The following is a 25211-nucleotide window of genomic DNA, read 5'->3' on the forward strand; positions in this document are numbered from 1 at the left end:
ACTTGAACAGACCATGACCTTTGGCGCATTGGCGACATGATCGTTCTGGTGGTCTACTTGCCTACAACACCTGTTCACGCATCCACTAGGACACGACGATGTCGCCACTCTCCTTCCTGCCCGGCCGCAGCGGAACCTGCGCCGCTGCATTGTTGATCACCACGAGCCTGTTGCTGGGCGGCTGCAAGGCGGGAGATGGCGAGGCCACGGCCGCCGAGGAGAAGAAAACCGTCGATGCGGTGCCGGTGGAAATTGCCAAGGCCGCACGCCGTGCGGTGGCGGCCAGCTATACCGGCACCGCCGCCCTGGAGCCGCGTGCCGAAGCGCAGGTGGTGGCCAAGACCTCCGGCGTTGCATTGGCGGTGATGGTGGAAGAGGGCCAGAAGGTGTCCGCGGGTCAGGCCCTGGTTCGCCTGGATCCGGACCGTGCGCATCTGGCGGTGGCGCAAAGCGAAGCGCAGCTGCGCAAACTGGAGAACAGTTACCGCCGTGCCACCCAGTTGGTGGGGCAGCAGCTGGTCAGTGCCGCCGATGTCGACCAGCTCAAGTTCGATGTCGAAAACAGCCGCGCGCAGCATCGCCTGGCATCGCTGGAGCTGTCCTACACCACGGTGCAGGCGCCGATTTCCGGGGTGATCGCCTCGCGCTCGATCAAGACCGGCAACTTCGTGCAGATCAATACGCCGATCTTCCGCATCGTCGACGATTCGCAGCTGGAAGCCACGCTCAACGTGCCCGAGCGCGAACTGGCCACGCTCAAGTCCGGCCAGCCGGTGACCTTGCTGGCCGATGCCTTGCCCGGTCAGCAGTTCATCGGCAAGGTCGACCGCATTGCGCCGGTGGTGGATTCGGGCAGCGGTACCTTCCGGGTGATCTGTGCGTTCGGCCAGGGCGCCGAAGCGCTGCAGCCGGGCATGTTCGGGCGCATCCGCATCGACTACGACCAGCGCAAGGACGCGTTGGTGATCCCGCGCCTGGCGCTGCTGGACGATGGCGAGCCGGCGGTGTTCGTGGTGCGTAACGGCAAGGCCAGCCGGGTGCCGGTGAAACTTGGTTATGCCGAAGGCCCGTGGCTGGAAGTGCGGCAAGGGCTGAAGGAAGGCGACCAGGTGGTGACCGCCGGCAAGGTGGCACTGCGTGATGGCACTGCGGTGCAGGTCATCGGCCAGCCCGACCGCAAGCCGGTTGCCGCTGCGGCACCGGCAGCCGGCAGCGACGGGAAACGCTCATGAGCGAGCACGGCAACCCGCACGCACCCGTGCACGACCCGCATGCCCCCTTGCCCGGCGGCGGCGGTCTGGTGGCCTTCGCCACGCGGCGGCGGGTGACCATCGCGATGATCACCGTGACCATGCTGCTGTTCGGGCTGATCGCGTTGCGCAGTCTCAAGGTCAACCTGTTGCCGGACCTGAGCTACCCCACGCTGACCGTGCGCACCGAATACACCGGCGCGGCGCCGGCGGAAATCGAAACGCTGGTGACCGAGCCGGTGGAAGAAGCCGTCGGCGTGGTCAAGAACCTGCGCAAGCTCAAGTCGATCTCGCGCACCGGGCAGAGCGATGTGGTGCTGGAGTTCGCCTGGGGCACCAACATGGACCAGGCCAGCCTGGAAGTGCGCGACAAGATGGAAGCCCTGTCGCTGCCGCTGGAAACCAAGCCGCCGGTGCTGCTGCGCTTCAATCCATCCACCGAGCCGATCATGCGGCTGGCGCTGTCGCCCAAACAGGCGCCGGCCTCCGACAACGATGCGATCCGCCAGCTCACCGGGCTGCGTCGCTACGCCGACGAAGACCTGAAGAAGAAGCTCGAACCGGTGGCCGGCGTGGCCGCGGTCAAGGTCGGCGGCGGGCTGGAAGACGAGATCCAGGTCGATATCGATCAGCAGAAACTGGCGCAGCTCAACCTGCCGATCGACAACGTGATCACCCGGCTCAAGGAGGAGAACGTCAATATCTCCGGCGGCCGGCTGGAAGAAGGCTCGCAGCGGTATCTGGTGCGCACGGTCAACCAGTTCGTGGATCTGGACGAGATCCGCAACATGCTGGTGACCACGCAAAGCAGCAGCGGCAGCGCCGCGGAAGCGGCGATGCAGCAGATGTATGCGATCGCCGCGTCCACCGGGTCGCAGGCGGCGCTGGCCGCAGCGGCCGAAGTGCAGAGCACCTCGTCGGCGTCCAGTAGCAGCATCGCCGGCGGCATGCCGGTGCGATTGAAGGATGTGGCCGAGGTGCGCCAGGGCTACAAGGAACGCGAGGCGATCATCCGCCTGGGCGGCAAGGAAGCGGTGGAGCTGGCGATCTACAAGGAAGGCGACGCCAATACCGTGTCCACCGCCGCGGCGCTGCGCAAGCGGCTGGAGCAGTTGCAGGCGACCGTGCCCGGCGATGTGGAGATCACCACCATCGAGGACCAGTCGCACTTCATCGAGCACGCGATCAGCGACGTCAAGAAGGATGCGGTGATTGGCGGCGTGCTGGCGATCCTGATCATCTTCCTGTTCCTGCGCGATGGCTGGAGCACCTTCGTGATCAGCCTGTCGTTGCCGGTGTCGATCATCACCACCTTCTTCTTCATGGGCCAGTTGGGCCTGAGCCTCAACGTGATGTCGCTGGGCGGGCTGGCACTGGCCACCGGGCTGGTGGTGGACGACTCGATCGTGGTGCTGGAAAGCATCGCCAAGGCGCGCGAACGTGGCCTGAGCGTGCTGGATGCGGCAATCGCCGGCACCCGTGAAGTCAGCATGGCGGTGATGGCGTCCACGTTGACCACAATCGCGGTGTTCCTGCCGCTGGTGTTCGTCGAGGGCATCGCCGGGCAGCTGTTCCGCGACCAGGCGCTGACCGTGGCGATCGCGATCGCGATCTCGCTGGTGGTGTCGATGACGCTGATCCCGATGCTGAGTTCGCTCAAGGGTGCGCCGCCGATGGCATTCCCGGACGAGCCCAGCCAGCCGCAGTGGCAGCCGCAGCAGCGCTGGCTCAAGCCGGTGGCTGCCGGCCGGCGCGGGGCCGGCGCGAGCGTGCGCTACGCGTTCTTCGCGGTGGCGTGGGCGGTGGTCAAGCTGTGGCGCGGCATCGCACGGGTGGTATCGCCGGTGATGCGCAAGGCCAGCGACCTGGCGATGGCGCCGTATGCCCGCGCCGAGAGTGGTTATCTGGCGATGCTGCCGGCGGCATTGCGGCGGCCCGGCCTGGTGCTGGGACTGGCGGCCGCCGCGTTTATCGGCACCGTGTTGCTGGTGCCGATGCTGGGTGCGGATTTGATTCCGCAGCTGGCACAGGACCGCTTCGAAATGACGGTGAAACTGCCTTCCGGCACGCCGCTGGCGCAGACCGACGCCCTGGTGCGCGAGTTGCAGCTGGCGCACGACAAGGATCCGGGCATCGCCTCGTTGTATGGGGTGAGCGGCAGCGGTACGCGGCTGGACGCCAACCCCACCGAGAGCGGCGAGAACATCGGCAAGCTCACCGTGGTGATGGCCGGCGGCGGCAGCCCGGAAGTGGAAGCGGCGGCCACCAGGCGGCTGCGTAGCAGCATGGTGGACCATCCGGGAGCGCAGGTGGATTTTGCACGGCCGGCATTGTTCAGTTTTTCCACGCCGCTGGAAGTGGAGCTGCGCGGGCAGGATCTGGGCGAGCTGGAACGTGCCGGGCAGAAGCTGGCGGCGATGCTGCGGGCCAATGGCCATTACGCCGACGTCAAGTCGACGGTGGAAGAGGGCTTCCCGGAAATCCAGATCCGTTTCGATCAGGAACGCGCCGCTGCGTTGGGCCTGACCACCCGCCAGATCGCCGATGTGATCGTCAAGAAGGTGCGCGGCGATGTGGCCACGCGCTACAGCTTTCGCGATCGCAAGATCGATGTGCTGGTGCGTGCGCAACACAGCGACCGCGCCAGTGTGGATGCGATCCGGCAGCTGATCGTCAACCCGGGCAGCAGCCGGCCGGTGCGTCTGGCGGCGGTGGCCGAGGTAGTGGCGACGACCGGGCCGAGCGAGATCCATCGCGCCGATCAGACCCGCGTGGCGATCGTCTCGGCCAGCCTGCATGACATGGATCTGGGCGGCGCGGTGCGCGAGGTCGAGTCGATGGTGCGCAACGATCCGCTGGCCGCTGGCGTGGGCATGCATATCGGCGGGCAGGGCGAGGAACTGGCGCAATCGGTGAAGTCGCTATTGTTCGCGTTCGGTCTGGCGATCTTTCTGGTCTATCTGGTGATGGCCTCGCAGTTCGAATCGCTGCTGCATCCGTTCGTCATCCTGTTCACCATTCCGTTGGCGATGGTCGGCGCGGTGCTGGCCTTGCTGATGACCGGCAAGCCGGTGTCGGTGGTGGTGTTCATCGGCTTGATCCTGCTGGTGGGGCTGGTGACCAAGAACGCGATCATCCTGATCGACAAGGTCAACCAGCTGCGCGAGGAAGGCGTGCCCAAGCGCGAGGCCTTGATCGAGGGCGCGCGCTCGCGCTTGCGGCCGATCGTGATGACCACGCTGTGCACCTTGTTCGGCTTCCTGCCGTTGGCGGTGGCGATGGGCGAGGGCGCCGAGGTGCGCGCGCCGATGGCGATCACCGTGATCGGTGGGTTGCTGGTGTCCACGCTGCTGACCCTGCTGGTGATCCCGGTGGTGTACGACCTGCTGGACCGTCGCGCCGATGCGTACTACCTGGAGCGTGGCCGGCGCACGGCCGGCCAACGTGCGCAGGCGACCGGTAACTCCGACGGGCTGGAGGCGCTATGAGCGTTGCCGCCTTCAGCATCCGTCGGCCGGTCACCACCATCATGTGCTTCGTCTCGCTGGTGGTGGTGGGGCTGATTGCCGCGTTCCGGTTGCCGCTGGAAGCGCTGCCGGACATTTCCGCACCGTTCCTGTTCGTGCAACTGCCGTACACCGGTTCCACCCCGGACGAGGTGGAACGCAACCTGGTGCGGCCGGCCGAAGAGGCGCTGGCGACGATGACCGGCATCAAGCGCATGCGCTCGACCGCCACCGCCGACGGCGCCAACATCTTCATCGAGTTCTCCGACTGGGACCGCGACATCGCCATCGCCGCATCGGATGCGCGCGAGCGGCTGGATGCCATCCGCGACGATTTTCCGGAAGATCTGCAGCGCTTCCACATCTACAAATGGTCCAGCAGCGACGAGCCGGTGCTGAAGGTGCGCCTGGCCAGCCAGACCGATCTGACCGGCGCGTACGACATGCTCGACCGCGAGTTCAAGCGGCGCATCGAACGGATTCCCGGCGTGGCCAAGGTGGAGATCTCCGGCGCACCGCCGAACGAAGTGGAGATTGCCATCGCGCCGGATCGGCTCACCGCGCACGACCTCAGCCTCAATGATTTGAGCGAGCGCCTGGGCAAGCTCAATTTTTCGGTGTCGGCAGGCCAGATCGACGACAACGGCCAGCGCATTCGGGTACAGCCGATCGGCGAATTGCGCGACCTGCAGGAACTGCGCGACCTGGTGCTCAATGCCAAGGGGCTGCGGCTGGCCGATATCGCGCAGGTGCGGTTGAAGCCGACGCGGATGAATTACGGCCGTCGCCTGGATGGGCGCCCGGCGATCGGGCTCGACATCTACAAGGAGCGCAGCGCCAACCTGGTGGATGTGTCCAAGGCGGCGTTGAAGGAGGTCGAGGACATCCGCGCCGAACCTGCGATGCGCGATGTGCAGATCAAGGTGATCGACAACCAGGGCAAGGCGGTGACCTCGTCGCTGGCGGAACTGGCAGAAGCCGGCGCGGTGGGCCTGTTGTTGTCGATCACGGTGCTGTTCTTCTTCCTGCGCCACTGGCCATCGACGCTGATGGTGACGCTGGCGATTCCGATCTGCTTTGCGATCACGCTGGGCTTCATGTACTTCGTCGGCGTCACGCTCAACATCCTGACCATGATGGGCCTGCTGCTGGCGGTCGGCATGCTGGTCGACAACGCGGTGGTGGTAGTGGAAAGCATCTACCAGGAACGCGAGCGCATGCCCGGTCAACCGCAGCTGGCGGCCCTGCTCGGCACGCGCAGCGTGGCGATCGCGCTCAGCGCCGGCACCTTGTGCCATTGCATCGTGTTCGTGCCGAACCTGTTCGGCGAGACCAACAACATCAGCATCTTCATGGCGCAGATCGCAATCACCATTTCGGTGTCGCTGCTGGCCTCGTGGCTGGTGGCGATCAGCCTGATTCCGATGTTGTCGGCGCGTATGAAGACACCGCCGATGGTGAGCTCCGAGCGCGGCGTGATCGCGCGGTTGCAGCGCCGTTATGCCAAAGTGCTGGCATGGACGCTGGCCCATCGCGGCTGGAGCGTGGCCGGCATCGTGTTGGTCAGTGCGATCAGCCTGGTGCCGATGAAGTTGACCAAGGTCGACATGTTCGGCGGCGATGGCGGCAACGAGGCTTTCATCCAGTATCAATGGAAAGGCTCGTACACGCATGAGCAGATGGGTGAGGAAGTGGGGCGGGTCGAGCGTTACCTGCAAGCCAATCGCGACAAGTACCACATCACCCAGATCTATTCGTGGTTCAGCGAAGCGGAAGGCGGCAGCACCACCGTGACTTTCGACGCGGGCAAGGTCAAGGAGCTGCCGGCGTTGCTGGAACAGATCCGCAAGGCCTTGCCGCGCTCGGCACGTGCGGACTACAGCATCGGCAACCAGGGCGATGGCGGCAGCGGCAATCAAGGCGTGCAGGTGCAGTTGGTCGGCGATTCGACCCAGGCCTTGCAGGCCCTGGCCGACGATGTGATGCCGCTGCTGGCGCAGCGCAAGGAATTGCGCGACGTGCACGTGGACACCGGCGACCGCACCAGCGAGTTGGCGATCCGGGTCGATCGCGAGCGTGCGGCAGCCTTCGGGTTCAGTGCCGAGCAGGTAGCAAGTTTCGTCGGTCTGGCGTTGCGTGGCACGCCGTTGCGCGAGTTCCGCCGCGGCGACAACGAGGTACCGGTGTGGGTGCGCTTTGCCGGCGCCGAACAGAGCAAGCCGGAAGACCTGGCCAGCTTCACGGTACGCACCAAGGATGGCCGCAGCGTGCCGTTGCTCAGTCTGGTCGATGTGCAGATTCGCCCGGCCGCCACCCAGATCGGCCGCACCAATCGCCAGACCACGCTGACCATCAAGGCCAATCTGGCCAGCAAGGTCACCGTGCCGGAAGCACGCGCGGCAATGGAAAAGCCGCTCAAGGCGATGAGTTTCCCCGCCGGTTACAGCTATACCTTCGACGGCGGCGATTACCAGAACGACGGCGAAGCGATGGGCCAGATGGTGTTCAACCTGGTGATCGCGCTGGTGATGATCTATGTAGTGATGGCAGCGGTATTCGAATCGCTGCTGTTTCCTGCGGCGATCATGAGCGGCGTGGTGTTTTCGATCTTCGGGGTGTTCTGGCTGTTCTGGATCACCGGCACCTCGTTCGGGATCATGTCATTCATCGGCATCCTGGTGTTGATGGGCGTGGTGGTGAACAACGGCATCGTGATGATCGAGCACATCAACAACCTGCGCCGCCGCGGCATGGGCCGCACGCAGGCCTTGATCGAAGGCTCACGCGAGCGCTTGCGGCCGATCATGATGACGATGGGCACCGCCATCCTGGCGATGGTGCCGATCTCGCTGACCAGCACCACGATGTTCAGCGATGGCCCGCCGTACTTCCCGATGGCCCGCGCGATCGCCGGCGGACTGGCGTTCTCGACGGTGGTGAGCCTGCTGTTCCTGCCGACGATCTACGCAATTCTCGATGACATGAGCAACGGCGCAGCCGCGCTGGTACGACGTGCGCGTGGCGTGCCGAAGACGCCGCCGGCAAGCGTTGCGCTGGAATCGTGAGCGCCAACACTGCTGAAGTTTCCACGGCCTAAGGCATTCACCAGCGCACTGAGGCCGTGAGTGACAAGGCGCAAGCCACTCTCCCGGTGGGGCGAGAAGGCACGGCTTACGCGCCATGGACGCGCGTGCCTTGGATCTACCGCGCCGCAAGCGTGGGCCGGGAGCGGGGTTGGGGTGAGGGTACGGTTTCTCTTCCGGGGCACTGCCAAGCACGCGGCTGTGTTTCGCTGGCTTTGGTGAGGGCGACAGCGCGTCCGCGGACTGGCTCCTCGGCTCGGTCAGACATCCTGTCTGACTCGCCGCCGCGGCACATCCCTGTGCCGCTCTCCGCCAATCCCCGGCCACGCTGCCGCCTCGGCGAGTCGTTTCCGTGACGTTGAGCGACGAAAAACGACAGCCGATTCAGTGGTCGATTTTGGTGCCAATCATCCGCCAAGGTCGCTGCACGTCTTCTGAACCTTCGACTTCGTAGCTCCCAGACACACCGCCCAGATACCAACTACTCAGAAGTGCACGGTTTCCAGCGCTCTCAATCCGCTGCCTTCAAGAGGGATGCGAAGAGGCCTCTGCCCCAATAGCCGAGGCAACGATCAAAACCTAGGTCGAGCATGCCCTGCGGCAGCGGCTGCTCTCCGTTCCGCCAACACAGGAACATTCGAAGAGTGGTCCGCGGGCGCCGGGGCAGGACCTTACACGACATGGCGCGTGTAAGAGCCCCCATGGATGGGTTCACGGCGTGTCCTGCCCGGCGCCCGCGGGCCGCTCGCACGCATGAAACAAGGCGCCTGCCAGCAGCCTTTCCTCAACCAAAGTGAAAGCGCCAGCAAACCGGGCTTTCCTCATTCAAAACCAAAGCGCCAACTGATCAGCTGTCCTCAGCCATCCAGCTTTCCCGGCAACCTGGGTTCCAAGCCGCTGGATACAGCGGCCAGAGAATCAGGCCGCACGCACCTGCCGCACGATCGCCGCCGCCTTGGCCGAGCTCTCCTTGACCTTGTCCCACTGGCCCTGTGCCAGCCAGTCCTTTGGCACCATCCACGAGCCGCCGATGCACAGCACATTCGGCTGCGACAGGAACTCGGCCGCGTTGGCCTCGCTGATGCCGCCGGTGGGGCAGAGCTTGAGTTCGGACAGCGGGCCGGCCAGGCCCTTGAGCATCTGCAAGCCGCCCACGGCGGTGGCCGGGAACAGCTTGCACACGCGGAAGCCCAGGCCCATCAGGGTCAGCAGCTCGGTCGGCGTGGCCGCGCCGGGCACGGCGGGGATCGGCGCATCGGCAAGCAGGCGCGCCAGCGGCGCCGGCGTGCCGGGGGTGACCAGGAAGTCGGCACCGGCATCCACCGACTGACGCAGTTGCAGCTCGCTCAGCACGGTGCCGGCGCCGATCACGATGTTGGGCAGCTCACGCTTGAGCATGGCCAGCGCTTCGATCGCAATCGGGGTGCGCAGGGTCAGTTCGATCGCGGGCAGGCCGCCTTCGAGCAGCGCATCGGCCACGCGGCGCGCCTGGTCCAGCGTGTCCACGGTGACCACCGGCAGGATGCCGGCATCGCGCAGCAGCTGTTCGGCGGTGTTCTGGGTCTGGGCAATCGTCATTGCAACTCCGTTAGACGGCGACCGCGGGGCGGTCGCGCAGAGGGAAGGGGAATCAGGCGTCCTTGGACTCGTGCGGTGCGGCGGCGGCCGCTGCATCGGCACCGAGTTCGTACTCGGCGTCGTAGCTCCACAGCGCGCCGTCCGGGCGGGTCGGGCCGCAGGAAATCGAGATGGCGCCCTGGTCGGCCGGGCCAACCACCTGGCGGTTGATGGCGAACAGGTTGCGCCCCAGGTCGTTGCCCGCCACCGAGGTGTTGGGCGCGACTTCGCGCGATGCCCATTCTTCGGCCGAGACCAGCACTTCCAGCGTGCCGGCTTCGCCGTCCAGGCGCACGATGTCGCCTTCGCGCACACGCCCGATCGGCCCGCCGCGTGCGGCTTCGGGCGTCATATGGATCGCCGCCGGGAACTTGCCCGAGGCGCCGGACAGACGGCCGTCGGTGACCAAGGCCACACGCCGGCCCTGGTTCTGCAACAGGCCCAGCAACGGCGCCATCGAATGCAGTTCCGGCATGCCGTTGGCACGCGGGCCCTGGTAACGCAGCACCACCACGAAATCGTGCGGCAGCACGCCGGCGGCATGCAGCTTGTTGAGCACCTGCGGCGTATCGATCACCACTGCCGGCGCTTCGATCGTGCGGTGCTGCGGCTTGACCGCCGACAACTTGGCCAGCGAGCGGCCCAGGTTGCCGCGCAGCAGGCGCAGGCCGCCCTGCGATTCGAATGCGGCGCTGACCGGACGCGCCACGCTGTCGTCGGCGGTGGTTGCAGTGCCGGGCACGTAGACGACCTTGCCGTCCTGCAGGCGCGGCTCGTTGGCGTAGGCGCGCATGCCGCCTTCGACCACGGTGGGCAGGTCGTCGTGCATCAGCCCGGCGTCCATCAGCTCGCGGAACACGAAGGCAGTGCCGCCCGCGGCCTGGAAGCGGTTCACGTCGGCTTCGCCGTTGGGGTAGATGCGGGTCAGCAACGGCACGGTCTGCGAGATCAGATCCATGTCGTCCCAGGTCAGCACGATGCCGGCCGCACGCGCCACCGCAATCCAGTGGATGGTGTGATTGGTCGAACCACCGGTGGCCATCAGGGCGACCACGGCATTGACGATGGCACGCTCGTCGATCAGGCGACCGAACGGACGGAAGTCCTGGCCCAGCGCAGAAATTGCCAGCGCACGCGCGGTGCCCTCACGGGTCAGCGCATCGCGCAACTGCAGCTCCGGGTTGACGAACGAGGCACCGGGCAGCTGCACGCCCATCGCCTCGAGCAACACCTGGTTGGAGTTGGCGGTGCCGTAGAAGGTGCAGGTGCCGGGCGAGTGATACGAGGACGACTCGGCTTCCAGCAGTTCGGCGCGGGTGGCTTCGCCGGCGGCGTAGCGCTCGCGCACTTCGGCCTTCTGCTTGTTCGGAATGCCGGGCGTCATCGGGCCGGCCGGCATGAACAGCGCCGGCAGATGCCCGAACGCCAGCGCGCCGATCAGCAGGCCCGGCACGATCTTGTCGCACACGCCCAGGTACACCACGCTGTCGAACATATCGTGGCTGAGGCCGATCGCCGCGGCCTGGGCAATGTTGTCGCGCGAGAACAGCGACAGCTCCATGCCGGCGCGGCCCTGGGTCACGCCGTCGCACATCGCCGGCACGCCGCCGGCCACCTGCGCGGTGGCACCGAGCGTACGCGCGGTGTCGCGGATCAGTTGCGGGTAATGCTCGAACGGCTGATGTGCCGACAGCATGTCGTTGTAGGCGGTGATGATGCCCAGGTTGGGCGTGGCCGCACCGCGCAGGCGCGACTTGTCGGTCGGCTCGGACGCGGCGAAACCATGCGCCAGGTTGCCGCAGCTCAAACGGCTACGGAACGGACCCTCGCGCAGGGCGGCATCGAGACCGGCCAGATACGCCGCGCGCGACGGCGCGCTGCGCTTGCGGATACGGTCGGTGACAGCTTGGATGTTCGGATGCAGGCTCATTGGCTACCGGCTATGAGAAACGGGGGGGAAGAAAGTAAGCACGCTCTTCTTGATACCCGCACATGGATGTGCGGGCTGTTGCGAAGGACTCGCACAAAATCGGCTTTTGCGAGGGACTCGCACCTAAGCACACCAGTGAACCCGCAATTTCGGGCCCGGCGGCTGCAGCGCCACGCGGATCGGATACTCGCTGACATCGTCACCGGCCAATGCAGCCTGCAGCACGTCCAGCTTCTGCTTGCCGCGCAACAGCAGCAGGCGGGTCGGGATGGCGGCCAGTCCGGCCGGTGTCAGCGTGATCCGCAGCGGCCACTGATTCGAGCCGGGGCAGCCGGTGGCATCCAGCGACGCGTACGGCTGCGGGCTGGACAGCGCCTTGCTCAGGTCGGTCGAGCCCGGAAACAGGGAGGCGGTGTGTCCGTCGCCGCCCATGCCCAGCACCGCCAGGCACGCAGGCTCGGCGTGCCTGGCCTGCAGGTTCGCGGTGTGCACGCACTCGGGCAACTGCTTGCCCGGGCGCACCAGCGGGATGAAGGTCGCCGCCGATGCGTGAGTCAGAAAGCTGTGATTGACCAGCCAGGCGTTGCTGTCCTGATCCTGCGGCGAGAGCCAGCGCTCATCGACCAGGCCCACTTCCACCCGCGACCAGTCCAGCGGACGGTGGGCGAGCGATTCGTACACCGGCGCCGGGGTGGTGCCGCCGGACAGCAGCATGCGCGCCTGGCCGCGGCGCGAAATCTCCTGTTCCAGCAGGTCGGCCATTTCGCTGGCCACCGCCTCGGTCCATTCGGCCGGGTCTTCGTAACGCACCAGTGTGATGCGCGGATTGTCCTGCAGGTTCATCGCTGCTCCCCTGGATGCTGACGCTGCGCATCCACCGCATAGGCGGCGGCGCCGAGCAGGCCGGCATGCGGGTGCATGACCGCCAGCGATGGCACCCGCGACATGATCGCGGAGAAGCGTCCCTTGTGTTCGAAGCGCTGGCGGAAGCCGGAATGCTGCAGCGAATCCAGCACCTTGGGCACCAGCCCGCCGGTGAGGAATACGCCGTCCCATGCGCCCTGCATCAACACCATGTCGCCGGCGATCGCACCGAAGATGGCGCAGAACAGATCGATGGTGCGCGACGAGCGCGGGTCGCCCGCCGCCGCACGCGCGGTGATGTCCTTGGGCTGCAGCGGGCCCGGGTCGACCCCGGCGATCTCGCTGAGCGCGCGATGGATGTTGACCAGGCCCGGGCCGCAGATCAGGCGCTCGTTGGAGACCCGGCCGAACTGCTCGGAAAGGATCTCCAGGATGCGGATCTCCTCTGGCGTGCCGGGCGGAAAGCTGACGTGGCCACCTTCGGTTTCCAGCGGAAAGCAACGCCCGTTGCGGATGATCAGCCCACCCACGCCCAGCCCGGTGCCCGGGCCGATCACGCCGTAGTTGCGCGGCTGATCGATCGGCGCCGGCCGCCAGCTGGCGCCGCCGACCTGCACCACGTCCTGCGGGCGCAGCAGGCTGATCGCCATGGCCTGCGCGGCGAAGTCGTTGATCAGGTGCAGGGTGCTGAAGCCCAGCATCGCCGCGGTGCGCGAGCGCGAGATCACCCACGGATGGTTGGTGATGCGCGCCTCGTCGCCGTCCACGCGGCCGGCCACGGCGAACACGCCCTGGGTGGCCTGCACGCCGATCTGGTCGAGGTAATAACGCGCGGCTTCGCCGAGCGAGCCGAAATCGACCACCGCAAATTCGCGCGAGGTGTCATCCAGCAGCGGCACCGAGGCGTCGACGTCGGCCAGCGCGAAGCGCGCATTGGTTCCGCCGATATCGGCAACCAGCACCGGCTTGGAAGGAGCGGTCATGCGGTGTGTCCCTGTGCGTCGGTGGCCGGGGGCAGGAAGGGCGCCGCGGCATCGGGGCCCCAACTGCCGGCCGGGTAGGGCTGCAGCGGCAGCTGCGCGTCTTTCCACGCATCGCTGACGCTGTCGATCCACGACCAGGCGGCCTTGACCTCGTCGTCGCGCACGAACAGCGCCGGGTTGCCGTTGAAGGCATCCACGAACAGGCGCTCGTAGGCGATGCGGCGGTGCAGGCCGGTCGGCACCGACAGTTCCAGTTCCAGCGGCTGCAGTTCGATCGCACCCCATTCCGGGCCGGCCAGGCTGCTCATCAGGCCGAGCTCGATGTTTTCCTGCGGCTGCAGCTGGAAGGTCAGGCGGTTGGGCACCGCGTTCTGCCGGTCCGGGCGCTCGAACAGCCAATGCGTCACCGGCTTGAGCGTGACCACGATACGGGTGGAGCGCTCGGCCAGGCGCTTGCCGGTGCACAGGTGGAACGGCACCCCGGCCCAGCGCCAGTTATCGATATGCGCGGTCACCGCGACGAAGGTTTCCACGTCGCTGCCTTCCGGCGGGTGATAGGCCTGCGCCGGCTGGCCGTTGATGCTGCCGGCGGTGTAGCGGCCACGCACGCTGTCGTGGGCGGCATGCTCGGCGGTCATCGGGCGCAGCGCGCGCAGCACCTTGACCTTCTCGTCGCGGATGCGATCGGCTTCCAGCGAGGCTGGCGGCTCCATCGCCACCAGGCACAACAACTGCAGGATGTGACTCTGCACCATGTCGCGCAGCGCGCCGGAGCGCGCGTAGTAGGCATCGCGCCCATCCACGCCTTCGCTCTCGGCCACCAGGATCTGCACCGACTCGATATAGGTGCGGTTCCACACCGCTTCCAGCAAGGTATTGCCGAAGCGCAGCGCGATCAGGTTCTGCACCGCCGCCTTGCCCAGGTAATGGTCCAGGCGGAACACGCGGTCTTCGTCGATCAGCGCGCCGATCGACTGCAGGATCTCGCGGGCGCTGTCCGAGTCGTGGCCGATCGGCTTTTCCAGCATCAGCCGGTGCGGCGCGGCCAGCGCACCGCCCAGGGCCAGGCCCTGGCAGGTGCTGATGTACAGGCCCGGCGGAATCGCCAGGTAGCTCACGCACTGGCGGCTGGCCAGCTCGCGTACGGCATTGGCCACCGACTCGGCATCGCGCAGATCCACCGAGCGATAGTCGACCCGCTGCAGCAGCGTTTCGATCTGCTCGGGCGTGGCGATCGGCAGCGCGGCAGCCAGGCGCGGGCGCAGGACCTCGCGGAACGCCTCGGTGTCGTGCGGCGACAATGCCAGCGCACGGATACGGAAATCCTCCGGCAGCAGGCCATCGACGAACAATCGCAGCAGGGACGGGAAGAGATAGCGCTGGGCGAGATCGCCGGTGGCGCCGAACAGGATCAGGGTGTTGTGCATGGACCGAATTTCAGATTCTGGAGACATCGTGATCAGCAGCTGGTCGGAAAGGCGCCGGACAGCCGGCGGTCGGTATGTCTGTTCCTGAGCGACACTGGTGTGCGCGCAGCGGGGGATGGACGCGTACGCCCAATCCCCGATTGTTGCAGCAAGTGGCCGTCAGCGGTTAGCGCCGCGGCGGTTGACCTGCACATGCGTGGCCGAATGGCGGGCCTCGCAAGGTAGGCTGCACCGCTTAAGACAGCGGCTTGGGTCGGTGGCGGCATGGTCCCTCCCGAGATCGATGTTGCCATGTGAAAACGATTACATGTCAGAATAAACCAATGCATTCGTTTGCAGGGGATTTCCTTGCAGGCGCATGCGGCGTCACCGCCGTCGGGAGGGCCGAGGGCAGGGCGCACAACTTACGTTGAGGCCGAAGATGGCGAAAGTGCAGTTGGAAGGTGTCCGCAAGGTCTACGAGAACGGCCAGGTCGCGGTGCAGGGTGCGAGCTTCGAGGTCGCCGATGGCGAGCTGATGGTGCTGGTCGGTCCGTCCGGCTGCGGCAAGTCGACCCTGTTGCGCATGATCGCCGGGCTCGAGGACATCAGCGCCGGCACGCTCAAGATCGGCGAGCGCGTGGTCAACGACGTGGCCCCCAAGGACCGCGACATCGCCATGGTGTTCCAGAGCTATGCGCTCTACCCGCACATGACCGTGGCCGAGAACCTGGCCTTCGGGCTCAAGCTGCGCGGCCACCCCAAGCAGGTCATCGCCGAGCGCGTCAACAACGCCGCCGAGCTGCTGGGGCTGACCCCGATGCTCGACAAGCTGCCCAAGGCGATGTCCGGCGGCCAGCGTCAGCGCGTGGCGCTGGGGCGGGCGATGGTGCGCGAGTCGTCGGTGTTCCTGCTCGACGAGCCGCTGTCCAATCTGGATGCCAAGCTGCGCCACAGCGTGCGTACCGAGATCGCGCAGCTGCATCGCAAGCTCGGCACCACGATGATCTACGTCACGCACGATCAGGTCGAGGCGATGACGCTGGGCCAGCGCATCGTGGTGCTCAAGGATGGGGTGATCCAACAGATCGACAGCCCGATGGCGCTGTACGACCGCCCGGCCAATCTGTTCGTGGCCGGATTCCTCGGCAGCCCGGCGATGAACGTGCTGCAGGGGCGCCTGGATGAGCAGGACGGCCTGCATCTGGTCATGGCCGATGGCTGGCGTGTGCCGCTGGGTGCGGCGCGGGTCGAGCGCAGCTGGTTCGGTCGCGAGGTGATCGTCGGCGTGCGTCCGGAGCACCTGCAGCCGTCAAACGACGCCGCGCTGGGCTTTGACGCGCGTATCGATGTGATCGAGCCGGTCGGCAACGAGATCTTCCTCAACCTCGACCGTGGCGGCCAGCCGCTGGTGATCCGGGTCGCACCGCAGGCCTTGCCGGCGGTGGGGGAGCAACTGCGCCTGGCACTGCGCAGCGAGGCGCTGCACTTCTTCGACCCGGCCAGCGGCGAACGGCTGGCGCTGGCCTAACGCGCCAGTCCCTGCACGAATGCAAGCGGGCGGGCGGCATGCGCGCCCGCCTGCAGCACGGCGTCGGCCTCCAGGGTCAGCTCCAGCGGCAGCACCGCCAGTGCAAGATCGCCCGCCACGCTGACCAGCGTGCCGACGGTGGCATCGCCCAGCAGCACGGCCTGGCCGGCCTCGGCCAGCGCATCGCTGCCAACGGCATCGACCTGCAGCAGCTGCAGCGCACGCTTGGCCTTGCCTAGAAAATGCGTACGCGCCACGATCTCCTGGCCCGGGTAGCAGCCCTTCTTGACGCTGAAGGCCTGCAGGCGATCCAGCGCCAGCTGCTGCGGCGTCCACTGCTCGCGTTGCGCATCGGGCAGGCGCGCCAGCCCCAGTTGTAGGTCCGTACGGCGCCACTCGGCGTCCATGCGCGGTACTTCGATAGGCGCGGCCAATGCCTCATCGTTCGTCAGCAACATCAGCGTGCGCGGCAGGGCAGGGCTGCCCAGGTCCAATTCGATACGCTGCGTTCCGATATCGGCCTGCGCGCCCTGGGCGCGCGCGGGCGCGGCAAGGCCGCCAAACGCCAAAAGCGCCGCCACGCCGATCTTGAGCTTGCGTCGGAACACAAAACGGCCGAGTTGCGTTGCGATCTCGGCCGCATTGCCATCGGGCAACAGCATCAGCAGGTGGGTGTCGTCCTCACGCAGGAGTGCGAAGATGGCGATCACGCGCCCCTTTGCCGTCAACCACGCATTCCACTGCCACTGCCCGATCGCCAGCGCCTGTACGTCGTTGGCAAATTGCGCATGCGCGAACGCCACTGCATCCGTCCCGATCAAGCGGACGTATTGCATGTCGTGCAGGGAGCCAAAACCCTGTGGAATAAGATTCAGGTTGTCAGCCATGGAAGGGGAGGACTAAAATCGCAATGTTGTGAGACCACTATGATAGGCCATCCAACCCCCACCCCAGCGCAGGATTCCGAGACGCAGCCTTCTCCTCAGGAGCATCTTCCCGAGAAGCAGCCACTGCCCAAGGAGATTGGTGGACGCGACGGCCCCGAGCCAACGCGCTACGGCGACTGGGAAAAAAATGGACGCTGCATCGATTTTTGAGCAGCTTTTAGCCACAGCGGTCTAGTGCCGCCCAGCCGAGAAAACGAGCCCAGCGAATGGCGATCCGCGAACGTCCTCTTTCCCCGCATCTCCAGGTGTACCGCTGGCAGATACAGATGGTGACCTCGATTCTCAATCGAGCCACTGGCATCGTACTGTCCATCGGCGCCCTGGCGATTGCTGCCGCCTTGCTGACATTGATGCTCGGCCCCGACCACTGGAATTGTTTCCGCGAGCACGCAGGCGCCTGGTACGGCCAGGTTTTCCTGTTCGGCTGGACCTGGTGCTTCGCGTTCCACCTGTTCGGTGGACTGCGCCACATCATGCAGGACTTCGGACAGGGCTATGCAGTGCGCTCGTTCGTCAGTCTTGGCTGGTTGTCGCTAATCCTGAGCTTCGTGCTCACCGCTGCGATCTGGGCATATGTACTGCTGGCCGGAGGTGCCGTATGAACCGCTACCGTACCCCGCTGAAGAACGTGCGTGGCCTGGGTGCCGCCAAGACCGGCACCGAGCACTTCGTGGTGCAGCGCCTGACCGCCACCGCCCTGGTGCCGCTGTCGATCTGGTTCCTGATCTTCGTGCTGAGCCTGATCGGTGCCGATCACGCTGCGGCCAGCGCTGCCGTGGCCAAGCCCTGGAACGCGATCCTGTTGGTCGGCTTCCTGATCGCCTCGTTCTGGCATGCGCAGCTGGGCATGCAGGTGGTGCTGGAAGATTACGTGCACAACTCGCTGCTCGCGCTTGCTGCGCAGACCATCGTGCGCTTCGTCGCCGTGCTGGGCGCCATCGTCAGCGTGTTTGCCGTGGCGCGTATTGCGCTGGGCATCAGCTGAGTCGTCCGCGACCAAACAGGAATCCATAATTCGATGTCCGCTTACAAGATCACAGAACACAAGTACGACATGGTCGTGGTGGGCGCCGGCGGCGCCGGCCTGCGCGCCACGTTCGGCCTGGCCCAGAAGGGCCTGCAGACGGTCTGCCTGACCAAGGTCTTCCCGACCCGCTCGCATACCGTTGCGGCGCAGGGCGGCATTTCCGCCGCGCTGGGCAACATGGGCGAAGACGACTGGCGCTACCACTTCTACGACACCATCAAGGGCTCGGACTGGCTGGGCGACCAGGACGCGATCGAGTACATGTGCCGCGAGGCGATTCCGGCCATTATCGAGCTCGAGCACTACGGCGTGCCGTTCTCGCGGACCGAAGAGGGCAAGATCTACCAGCGCCCGTTCGGCGGCATGACCACCAAGTACGGCGAAGGCCCGTCCGCGCAGCGCACCTGCGCGGCGGCCGACCGTACCGGTCACGCGATGTTGCACACGCTGTACCAGCAGTCGCTGGCGCACAACGCACGCTTCATGATCGAGTACTTCGCACTCGACCTGATCTTCGACGAGGAAGGCGTCTGCCGCGGCGTGCTGGCGCTGGATATGGCCGATGGCAGCTTGCATCTGTTCCGCGCCCACGGCGTGGTGCTGGCCACCGGCGGCTATGGCCGTGCCTACTTCAGCGCCACCTCCGCCCACACCTGTACCGGTGACGGCGGCGGCCTGGTGATGCGTGCCGGCCTGCCGGTGCAAGACATGGAGTTCGTGCAGTTCCATCCCACCGGTATCTACGGTGCGGGCTGCCTGATCACCGAGGGCGTGCGTGGCGAAGGCGGCATCCTGCGCAACAGCAACGGCGAGCGCTTCATGGAGCGCTACGCACCGCATTACAAGGATCTGGCATCGCGCGACGTGGTATCGCGTTCGATGACAGTGGAGATCCGCGAAGGCCGTGGCGTGGGCGAGCACAAGGATCACATCCTGCTCGACCTGACCCACCTCGGCCCGGAAGTCATCAACGAAAAGCTGCCCGGCATCGCCGAGAGCGCGCACATCTTTGCCGGTGTGGACGTGACCAAGCAGCCGATTCCGGTGTTGCCGACCGTGCACTACAACATGGGCGGCATTCCGACCAACTTCTATGGCGAAGTCGTGCGCAAGCAGGGCGACAACCCGGATGCAGTCGTGCCGGGCCTGTACGCGATCGGCGAAGCTGCCTGCGTGTCGGTGCACGGTGCCAACCGCCTGGGTTCCAATTCGCTGCTGGATCTGGTGGTGTTCGGCCGTGCGGTGGCAAACCGCTGCGCCGAGACGGTCAAGCCCAACCAGCCGCACAAGACGCTGCCGTCCGATGCCTGCGACAAGGCGCTGGGCCTGCTGGACAAGCTGCGCTACGCCAACGGCTCCACGCCGACTTCGGTGATCCGCGACAACATGCAGCGCACCATGCAGTCGGACGCGGCAGTGTTCCGTACCAGCAAGACGCTGAAAGAGGGCGTCGACAAGATGGCCGAGATCTTCGCCAGCTTCGAGGACGTCAAGGTCTCGGACCGCTCGCTGGTGTGGAACTCGGACCTGATCGAAACCTACGAGTTGAACAACCTGCTGCTCAATGCAGTGGCGACGATCAACTCGGCCGAACAGCGGCATGAGAGCCGCGGCGCGCATTCGCACGAAGACTTTCCGGACCGCGACGACGTCAACTGGCAGAAGCACACGCTGGTCACCGTCGACGACAAGGGCAAGTGCGAGTTCGAATATCGTCCGGTGCACATGTACACGCTGAGCAAGGACGTGGACGTGGTCCCGCCGAAGCCGCGCGTTTACTGATCGATGCGCATGGATCGATCCGCTTTCGCATTGCCTCTGCTGGCCGGCCTGTCCGGGTACCGCAGCCGTGCACCGCGACAGCCGGATCGCCTCATGACGCAGGGGCAACGCCGGCAAGCCGCCGGCGGTTGCGCCACCGCCGCGGCGGTGGCATCCGTCATCTTTACCTTCATGCGCACGGTGCGGTTGTCGTTCGCACCGCGCATCGCCTGAGCCAACGAGAGCAGCTATGGCAGAGTTCACCCTCCCCAAGAATTCAAAGATCGGCAAGGGCAAGCATTACCCTGCACAGGGCGCCAAGAACACGCGCACCTTCAAGGTCTACCGCTGGGATCCGGATGGCGAAGCCAACCCGCGTACCGACAGCTATGAGATCGATCTCGACAAGTGCGGTCCGATGGTGTTGGACGCGCTGATCAAGATCAAGAACGAGATCGACCCGACGCTGGCGTTCCGTCGCTCCTGCCGCGAGGGCATCTGCGGCTCGTGCGCGATGAACATCGACGGCACCAATACGCTGGCCTGCACCAAGGCGATTGCCGCCTGCGGCAAGGCCGAGGTGCCGATCTATCCGCTGCCGCACATGAGCGTGATCAAGGACCTGGTGCCGGATCTGACGCATTTCTACGCGCAGTACGCGTCGATCAAGCCGTGGATCCGCACCCAGACCCCGCCGCCGCCGGACCGCGAGCGCCTGCAGTCGCCGGAAGACCGCCGCAAGCTCGATGGGTTGTACGAGTGCATCCTGTGCGCCTGCTGCTCGACCAGCTGCCCGAGCTACTGGTGGAATGGCGAGCGCTATCTGGGCCCGGCGATCCTGCTGCAGGCGTATCGCTGGATCATCGATTCGCGCGACGAAGACACCGGTGCGCGCCTGGACGACCTGGAAGATCCGTTCAAGCTGTATCGCTGCCACACCATCATGAACTGCGCGCGGACCTGCCCCAAGGGCCTGAACCCGGCGCTGGCGATTGCCGAGATCAAGAAGCTGATGATGGCGCGTCGCGCCTGATCGCAGGGCAATGCGGCCCCGCTTCGGCGGGGAGATGGTTCACAGCGGCACCGGCCCTTGGTCTGGTGCCGCTGTCGTTTTCGGTGCCGGCAAGGCGAGGTGGAGAGTGAGATGGATGAAGAAACGCTGTTGAAGAAACTGCGCTGGCGTTGCCGGCGCGGCATGCGCGAGCTCGATCAATTGTTCGGGCGCTATCTGGATCAACGCTGGGCGCAGGCTTCCGAATCCGAGCGCGCGGTTTTCCTACAGCTGCTGGATTGCGAAGACGATAAGTTGTGGCGCTGGTTCATGGGATACGAGGCCTGCCCCGATGCCGTCAACGCCGCACTCATCGCCGATATTCGCGCCATGCCGGCTTGAATGGCGACCCTCGCGCGGGCTTGCCTGCGCGCTGGGCGTGCTGAGCGCGCTCGCATTGTGGGCACTCTGGCGGAGTGGGGTGCCGCCATGGCTGGCGATGCTGTTGTCTGTCTATACGGTGTTGACCGGTGGACGATCACTGCGCCTGCTGTTGCGCTCGCCAGCGCGGGAAGTGATCGTGCCCTGGAGCGAAACGCCCGCCAGCGTTGACGGTGTGCAGGTGCAGGGCCTGCAGGTGGCGTGGCGCGGGCCGATCGCGGTGGTGGCGTGGACTGGCCTGGATGCACGTCGCCAACGCCTGCTTTTCTGGCCGGATACCTTGCCCGCAGCGCAGCGACGTGAACTGCGTCTGGCCGCTCAGGCACACGCCATTTCGTCCCGGCGGCCGCAAGTGGCACCATAGCGTCCCTTTCCTGGTTGAACCGCATGTTCAAACCTATCCCGGTTGCCATCGGCTTGCGCTACCTGCGTGCCAAGCGGCGCAATGGCTTCATCTCGTTTATCTCGATGGCATCGATCCTGGGCATCGCCCTGGGCGTGACCGTGCTGATCACCACGCTGGCGGTGATGAGCGGTTTCCAGAAGGAAATCCGCGACCGCCTGCTGCAGATGGCCGCGCATGCCACGGTCAGTGCGGACGGCGCGCCGATGCACGACTGGCAGCATGCTGTCGAGGTCGCCATGGCCGATCCGCGCATCGCCGGTGCCGCGCCCTACATCGAAACCGAATCGCTGCTGCAGGGCCCGCGCAAGCAGCCGGCGATCGTGCGCGGCATCGTTCCTGCCGAAGAGGGCAAGGTATCGGTGCTGGCCAAGAAGATGCAGCAGGGGTCGGTCGACAGCCTGACCCCGGGCTCCTACAACATCGTCATCGGCAAGGAGCTGGCGATCTGGCTGGGCGTGGACATGGGCGACAGCATCGTGGTGCTGCTCAGCGATACCCAGGCCACGCCGCTGGGCGCGATGCCGCGGCTCAAGCGCTTCACCGTCAGCGGAATCTTCGAGGCGGGCTACAACGAGATCGACCGCGGCCTGGCCGTGGTCAACATGCAGGACCTGGCACGCGTGCTGCGCATGGACGGCGTCACCGGCGTGCGGCTGCGCCTGCACGACATGGATCAGGCCTGGCCGGTGGCACGCGATCTGGCGGTGAAGTTGCATGGCCCGTACCGGGTCAGCGACTGGACCCAGGAGAACGCCAATCTCTACCACTCGTTGAAGATGGAAAAGACCGTGATGGGCATCCTGCTGTCGCTGATCGTGGCGATGGGCGCGTTCAACTTGGTGTCCTCGCAGGTGATGCTGGTCACCGACAAGCAGGCCGATATCGCCATCCTGCGCACCCTGGGCCTGTCGCCTGCTGGGGTGATGCAGGTGTTCATGGTGCAGGGTTCGTTGATCGGCTTCATGGGCACGATCATGGGCGTGATCGGCGGCATCGTGCTGACGCTCAACCTGGAGCGCATCCTGGGTGTGATCGAGACCATCTTCAGCGTCAAGCTGCTGCCCGAGGACGTGTATTACATCACCGGCTTGCCGACCGACATGCAGACCCAGGACGTGGTGGTGATCACCGTCGTCGCGCTGGTGATGAGTTTCCTGGCGACCTTGTATCCGGCATGGCGCGCCTCGCGCACGCAGCCGGCGGAGGCGCTGCGTTATGAATGAGATCAGGGAATCGGCCGTGCAAACGCCAAACCATGCAGAGGCGGTGATCCGCGCCGAGGGTCTGGGCAAGACCTACGCCGAGGGCAAGATGCGCACGCCGGTGTTCGACGGTCTGGATCTGACCGTGGCGACAGGCGAAACCGTGGCCATTGTCGGCGCCTCAGGGGCGGGCAAGAGCACGCTGCTGCATCTGCTCGGCGGCTTGGACATTCCGACCTCGGGCGAGGTGTACGTGGCCGGCCGGCGCATGTCAGCGTTGTCCGATGGCGAGCGCGGCAAGCTGCGCAATCAGGCCCTGGGTTTCGTCTACCAGTTCCATCATTTGCTGCCGGAATTCACCGCGCTGGAAAACGTGATGATGCCGGTACTGTTGTCCGGGAAAGAAGTGTCAGTGGCGCGGGCGCAGGCCTTGCAGTTGCTGGAATCGGTCGGGCTCGGACACCGCATCGAGCACAAGCCCAGCGAATTGTCCGGCGGCGAGCGTCAGCGTGCGGCGGTGGCGCGCGCACTGGTGAACAAGCCGGGCTGCGTGCTGGGCGATGAGCCCACCGGCAACCTGGACGACAAGACCGCCGAGACCGTGTTCGAGCTGATGCTGGAGCTCAACCGTGCACAGCGCACCAGTCTGGTCCTGGTGACGCACGATCGCAGTCTGGCGCGACGCCTGGACCGCGTGCTCGAGCTGCATCAGGGCAGGCTGCGCGAACTGGCACCTTCTGCGGTGTAAGAAGCACTGCCTGGCCGTCGGAATTCCTGGCGGCTGGGCGGCGGTGAACCCGCGGTCTCAGATTGAAGATCCTGGGGCTGATTGCGGGTGCATTCGCGTGATGCATCGACTGGCGGTGGCCACAGCATGCGCGCTCAGCACAAAGTGCCCGCGCGCAGCAACGCGCCGATGCTCGCGTCGACAGGAATTGCGTTGACAGGAAGAACGGTCGCCGCCACGGGTGTGGCGACGACCCAGCGCATCAGGGAATGATGCGCAGCGCGCGCAGGCGCGTGAACAGTTCCAGGAACGATGCACGGCTGTCGTAGAAATCCGTAAAGCCCAGTTCGCGGCTCTTGGTCATGTCGTTGACGCACTCGATCTCGCGGCCCAGGTCGGCATCGGTGTGCCACCAGGATGCCAATCGATTGACGTCGGCCTCCACCAGGCCATGCTGGCTGGCGATCTCGCTCCATATTGCCGGCGCGGTCTCGCTCAGGCGTGCCTCCAGCGGCTGCGGGGTCTCGGGGCAGGGCGCAGCGTCGAGCCCGAAGAAGTCGGCAATCTGGCTCCACATCCAGCGCCAGCGGAACACGTCGCCGTTGACGGTGTTGAAGGCCTGATTGCGTGCGGCCGGGCTCAGGCCGGCCCAGGCCAACTGCTTGCCGAGCAGGCCGGCATCGGTCAGGTCGGTGAGGCTGTTCCACTGCGCCTGCGAGCCGGGAAACACGAACGGCTGGCCGGTGTGCTTGCACAGCGATGCATACACCGCCAGCGTCACGCCCATGTTCATCGCATTGCTGCCATTGGCCATGCCGATCATGGTGTGCGAGCGATGCACGCTCCAGCCGAAGCCATGCTGCTCGGCATGTGCGAACAACAGGTCTTCTAGCGTGTAGTAGAAGTTCTCACCGGGCTGGCGCGGCTCGCTTTCGCGGAACGGCGTTTCCGCCTTGCCGCTGCCGTAGTTCTCGAACGCGCCCAGGTAATGCTTGGTGCCGGTGACCAGCGCCATGTGCTGCAGCGGCGCATCGCTCAGCGCTTCGCACAGATGCCGCATCATCGCGCCGTTGGCTTCGACGTTCTCGCGCTCGGTGTCGCGCCGTGTCCAGGTGCAGAAGAACACGTGGGTGATCGGCAGGCCACGCAGCGCGGTGCTGGTGCTGTCGGCATCCAGCAGATCGGCCGCAAGCGGGATCACGCCGTCCTGAGGCAGCGGGCGCCGTGCCAGGCCATAGACGGTCCAGCCATCGGCCACCAGGACATTGGCGAGGTTGTAACCGGAAATGCCGGTCACGCCGACAATCAGTGCAGTGCCTTTACGCATGGGGGAAGCTCCTCAGAAACAGTGGCGAACATAACGCGGCAGTCATGAAATCGAGGCGAATGCAGTCTGATACGGTTGCTGTGCGGCCTGCAGACGCTGTCCTGCCTGGCGCATCGCACGCGTGCGGCAGCACCTTCCACCGGCTGGATGTACCACGGCAGTCGCAGTCTTATTCCTACCGCGCAATGCGCCGCTCGCTGCTGTGCCCGACG

General features: G+C 65.8%; 21 protein-coding genes. 14 read left to right on the plus strand and 7 right to left on the minus strand.

Annotated elements, in window-relative coordinates; genetic code table 11:
- Positions 1-98: 98 nt before the first annotated feature.
- The 3 genes from DYQ94_RS12145 to DYQ94_RS12155 are packed head-to-tail and all read left to right on the plus strand — an operon-like array spanning position 99 to position 7821.
- Positions 99-1232: an efflux RND transporter periplasmic adaptor subunit gene (locus tag DYQ94_RS12145; protein WP_160955147.1), complete on the plus strand. Its 1134-nt coding sequence runs from the start codon at positions 99-101 to the stop codon at positions 1230-1232.
- Positions 1229-4738 carry an efflux RND transporter permease subunit gene (locus DYQ94_RS12150; protein WP_126966118.1) on the plus strand — a complete coding sequence of 1170 codons (3510 nt, stop codon included), beginning with the start codon at positions 1229-1231 and terminating at the stop codon, positions 4736-4738. The genes DYQ94_RS12145 and DYQ94_RS12150 overlap by 4 nt, the downstream gene beginning before the upstream one ends.
- The gene (locus tag DYQ94_RS12155; RefSeq protein ID WP_065031465.1) at positions 4735-7821 is read left to right on the plus strand and encodes an efflux RND transporter permease subunit; all 3087 of its coding nucleotides are present in this window, start codon (positions 4735-4737) and stop codon (positions 7819-7821) included. Before DYQ94_RS12150 ends, DYQ94_RS12155 begins: the two co-directional genes overlap by 4 nt.
- A 936-nt stretch (positions 7822-8757) precedes the next feature.
- On the opposite strand, the gene DYQ94_RS12160 is transcribed toward DYQ94_RS12155, so the two are convergent.
- The 5 genes from DYQ94_RS12160 to zwf all read right to left on the minus strand — a co-directional run bounded on the left by DYQ94_RS12160 (position 8758) and on the right by zwf (position 14660).
- Entirely contained in the window at positions 8758-9417 is a 660-nt protein-coding gene (locus tag DYQ94_RS12160; protein WP_102256618.1) for a bifunctional 4-hydroxy-2-oxoglutarate aldolase/2-dehydro-3-deoxy-phosphogluconate aldolase, read from the minus strand.
- A gap of 52 nt (positions 9418-9469) precedes the next feature.
- Positions 9470-11386: a phosphogluconate dehydratase gene (gene edd / locus DYQ94_RS12165; protein WP_160955146.1), complete on the minus strand. Its 1917-nt coding sequence runs from the start codon at positions 11384-11386 to the stop codon at positions 9470-9472.
- A 123-nt stretch (positions 11387-11509) separates the two neighbouring features.
- On the minus strand, positions 11510-12229 hold the full coding sequence (gene pgl / locus DYQ94_RS12170; protein ID WP_126966119.1) for a 6-phosphogluconolactonase: 720 nt from the start codon (positions 12227-12229) through the stop codon (positions 11510-11512).
- Entirely contained in the window at positions 12226-13233 is a 1008-nt protein-coding gene (gene glk / locus DYQ94_RS12175; RefSeq protein WP_016902597.1) for a glucokinase, read from the minus strand. The genes pgl and glk overlap by 4 nt, the downstream gene beginning before the upstream one ends.
- Positions 13230-14660, minus strand: coding sequence for a glucose-6-phosphate dehydrogenase (gene zwf / locus DYQ94_RS12180; RefSeq protein ID WP_016902596.1), 1431 nt, complete (start codon positions 14658-14660; stop codon positions 13230-13232). Before zwf ends, glk begins: the two co-directional genes overlap by 4 nt.
- A gap of 421 nt (positions 14661-15081) precedes the next feature.
- Here zwf and DYQ94_RS12185 point away from each other — a divergent pair, with 421 nt between their 5' ends.
- On the plus strand, positions 15082-16170 hold the full coding sequence (locus DYQ94_RS12185; protein ID WP_024938691.1) for an ABC transporter ATP-binding protein: 1089 nt from the start codon (positions 15082-15084) through the stop codon (positions 16168-16170).
- On the opposite strand, the gene ygfZ is transcribed toward DYQ94_RS12185, so the two are convergent.
- Entirely contained in the window at positions 16167-17057 is an 891-nt protein-coding gene (gene ygfZ / locus DYQ94_RS12190; protein WP_126966120.1) for a CAF17-like 4Fe-4S cluster assembly/insertion protein YgfZ, read from the minus strand. The genes DYQ94_RS12185 and ygfZ overlap by 4 nt on opposite strands.
- A 39-nt stretch (positions 17058-17096) precedes the next feature.
- Here ygfZ and DYQ94_RS12195 point away from each other — a divergent pair, with 39 nt between their 5' ends.
- The 10 genes from DYQ94_RS12195 (at position 17097) to lolD (ending at position 23693) form a co-directional block, all read left to right on the plus strand.
- Positions 17097-17267 (plus strand): DUF1674 domain-containing protein, encoded by a 171-nt coding sequence (locus DYQ94_RS12195; RefSeq protein ID WP_162839016.1) that lies wholly within the window; start codon positions 17097-17099, stop codon positions 17265-17267.
- Positions 17268-17323: 56 nt separating this feature from the next.
- Positions 17324-17719, plus strand: a complete 396-nt coding sequence (gene sdhC, locus DYQ94_RS12200) for a succinate dehydrogenase, cytochrome b556 subunit (RefSeq protein ID WP_026064344.1) — start codon at positions 17324-17326, stop codon at positions 17717-17719.
- Positions 17716-18102, plus strand: coding sequence for a succinate dehydrogenase, hydrophobic membrane anchor protein (sdhD, locus tag DYQ94_RS12205; protein ID WP_016902592.1), 387 nt, complete (start codon positions 17716-17718; stop codon positions 18100-18102). The genes sdhC and sdhD overlap by 4 nt, the downstream gene beginning before the upstream one ends.
- Positions 18103-18135: 33 nt before the next feature.
- Positions 18136-19926 carry a succinate dehydrogenase flavoprotein subunit gene (sdhA, locus tag DYQ94_RS12210; RefSeq protein ID WP_016902591.1) on the plus strand — a complete coding sequence of 597 codons (1791 nt, stop codon included), beginning with the start codon at positions 18136-18138 and terminating at the stop codon, positions 19924-19926.
- A gap of 3 nt (positions 19927-19929) precedes the next feature.
- Positions 19930-20139 (plus strand): hypothetical protein, encoded by a 210-nt coding sequence (locus DYQ94_RS12215; RefSeq protein WP_024938687.1) that lies wholly within the window; start codon positions 19930-19932, stop codon positions 20137-20139.
- Positions 20140-20155: 16 nt separating this feature from the next.
- Complete coding sequence (locus DYQ94_RS12220) at positions 20156-20938, plus strand: succinate dehydrogenase iron-sulfur subunit (RefSeq protein WP_024938686.1); 783 nt, start codon at positions 20156-20158, stop codon at positions 20936-20938.
- 111 nt (positions 20939-21049) lie between these two features.
- Positions 21050-21298: an FAD assembly factor SdhE gene (locus DYQ94_RS12225; protein WP_016902588.1), complete on the plus strand. Its 249-nt coding sequence runs from the start codon at positions 21050-21052 to the stop codon at positions 21296-21298.
- Positions 21249-21701: a YgfX family protein gene (locus DYQ94_RS12230; protein WP_104542253.1), complete on the plus strand. Its 453-nt coding sequence runs from the start codon at positions 21249-21251 to the stop codon at positions 21699-21701. Before DYQ94_RS12225 ends, DYQ94_RS12230 begins: the two co-directional genes overlap by 50 nt.
- Before the next feature lie 23 nt (positions 21702-21724).
- Complete coding sequence (locus DYQ94_RS12235; RefSeq protein ID WP_024938683.1) at positions 21725-22966, plus strand: lipoprotein-releasing ABC transporter permease subunit; 1242 nt, start codon at positions 21725-21727, stop codon at positions 22964-22966.
- Positions 22959-23693 (plus strand): lipoprotein-releasing ABC transporter ATP-binding protein LolD, encoded by a 735-nt coding sequence (lolD, locus tag DYQ94_RS12240; RefSeq protein WP_160955145.1) that lies wholly within the window; start codon positions 22959-22961, stop codon positions 23691-23693. The genes DYQ94_RS12235 and lolD overlap by 8 nt, the downstream gene beginning before the upstream one ends.
- 241 nt (positions 23694-23934) lie before the next feature.
- Here the strand turns inward: lolD and DYQ94_RS12245 are convergent, their stop codons facing one another.
- Positions 23935-24999, minus strand: coding sequence for an SDR family oxidoreductase (locus tag DYQ94_RS12245; protein WP_039521715.1), 1065 nt, complete (start codon positions 24997-24999; stop codon positions 23935-23937).
- Positions 25000-25211 lie beyond the last annotated feature (212 nt).

Source organism: Xanthomonas sp. LMG 8993 (genome assembly GCF_009835065.2).
Classification (GTDB): Bacteria; Pseudomonadota; Gammaproteobacteria; order Xanthomonadales; family Xanthomonadaceae; genus Xanthomonas; species Xanthomonas arboricola.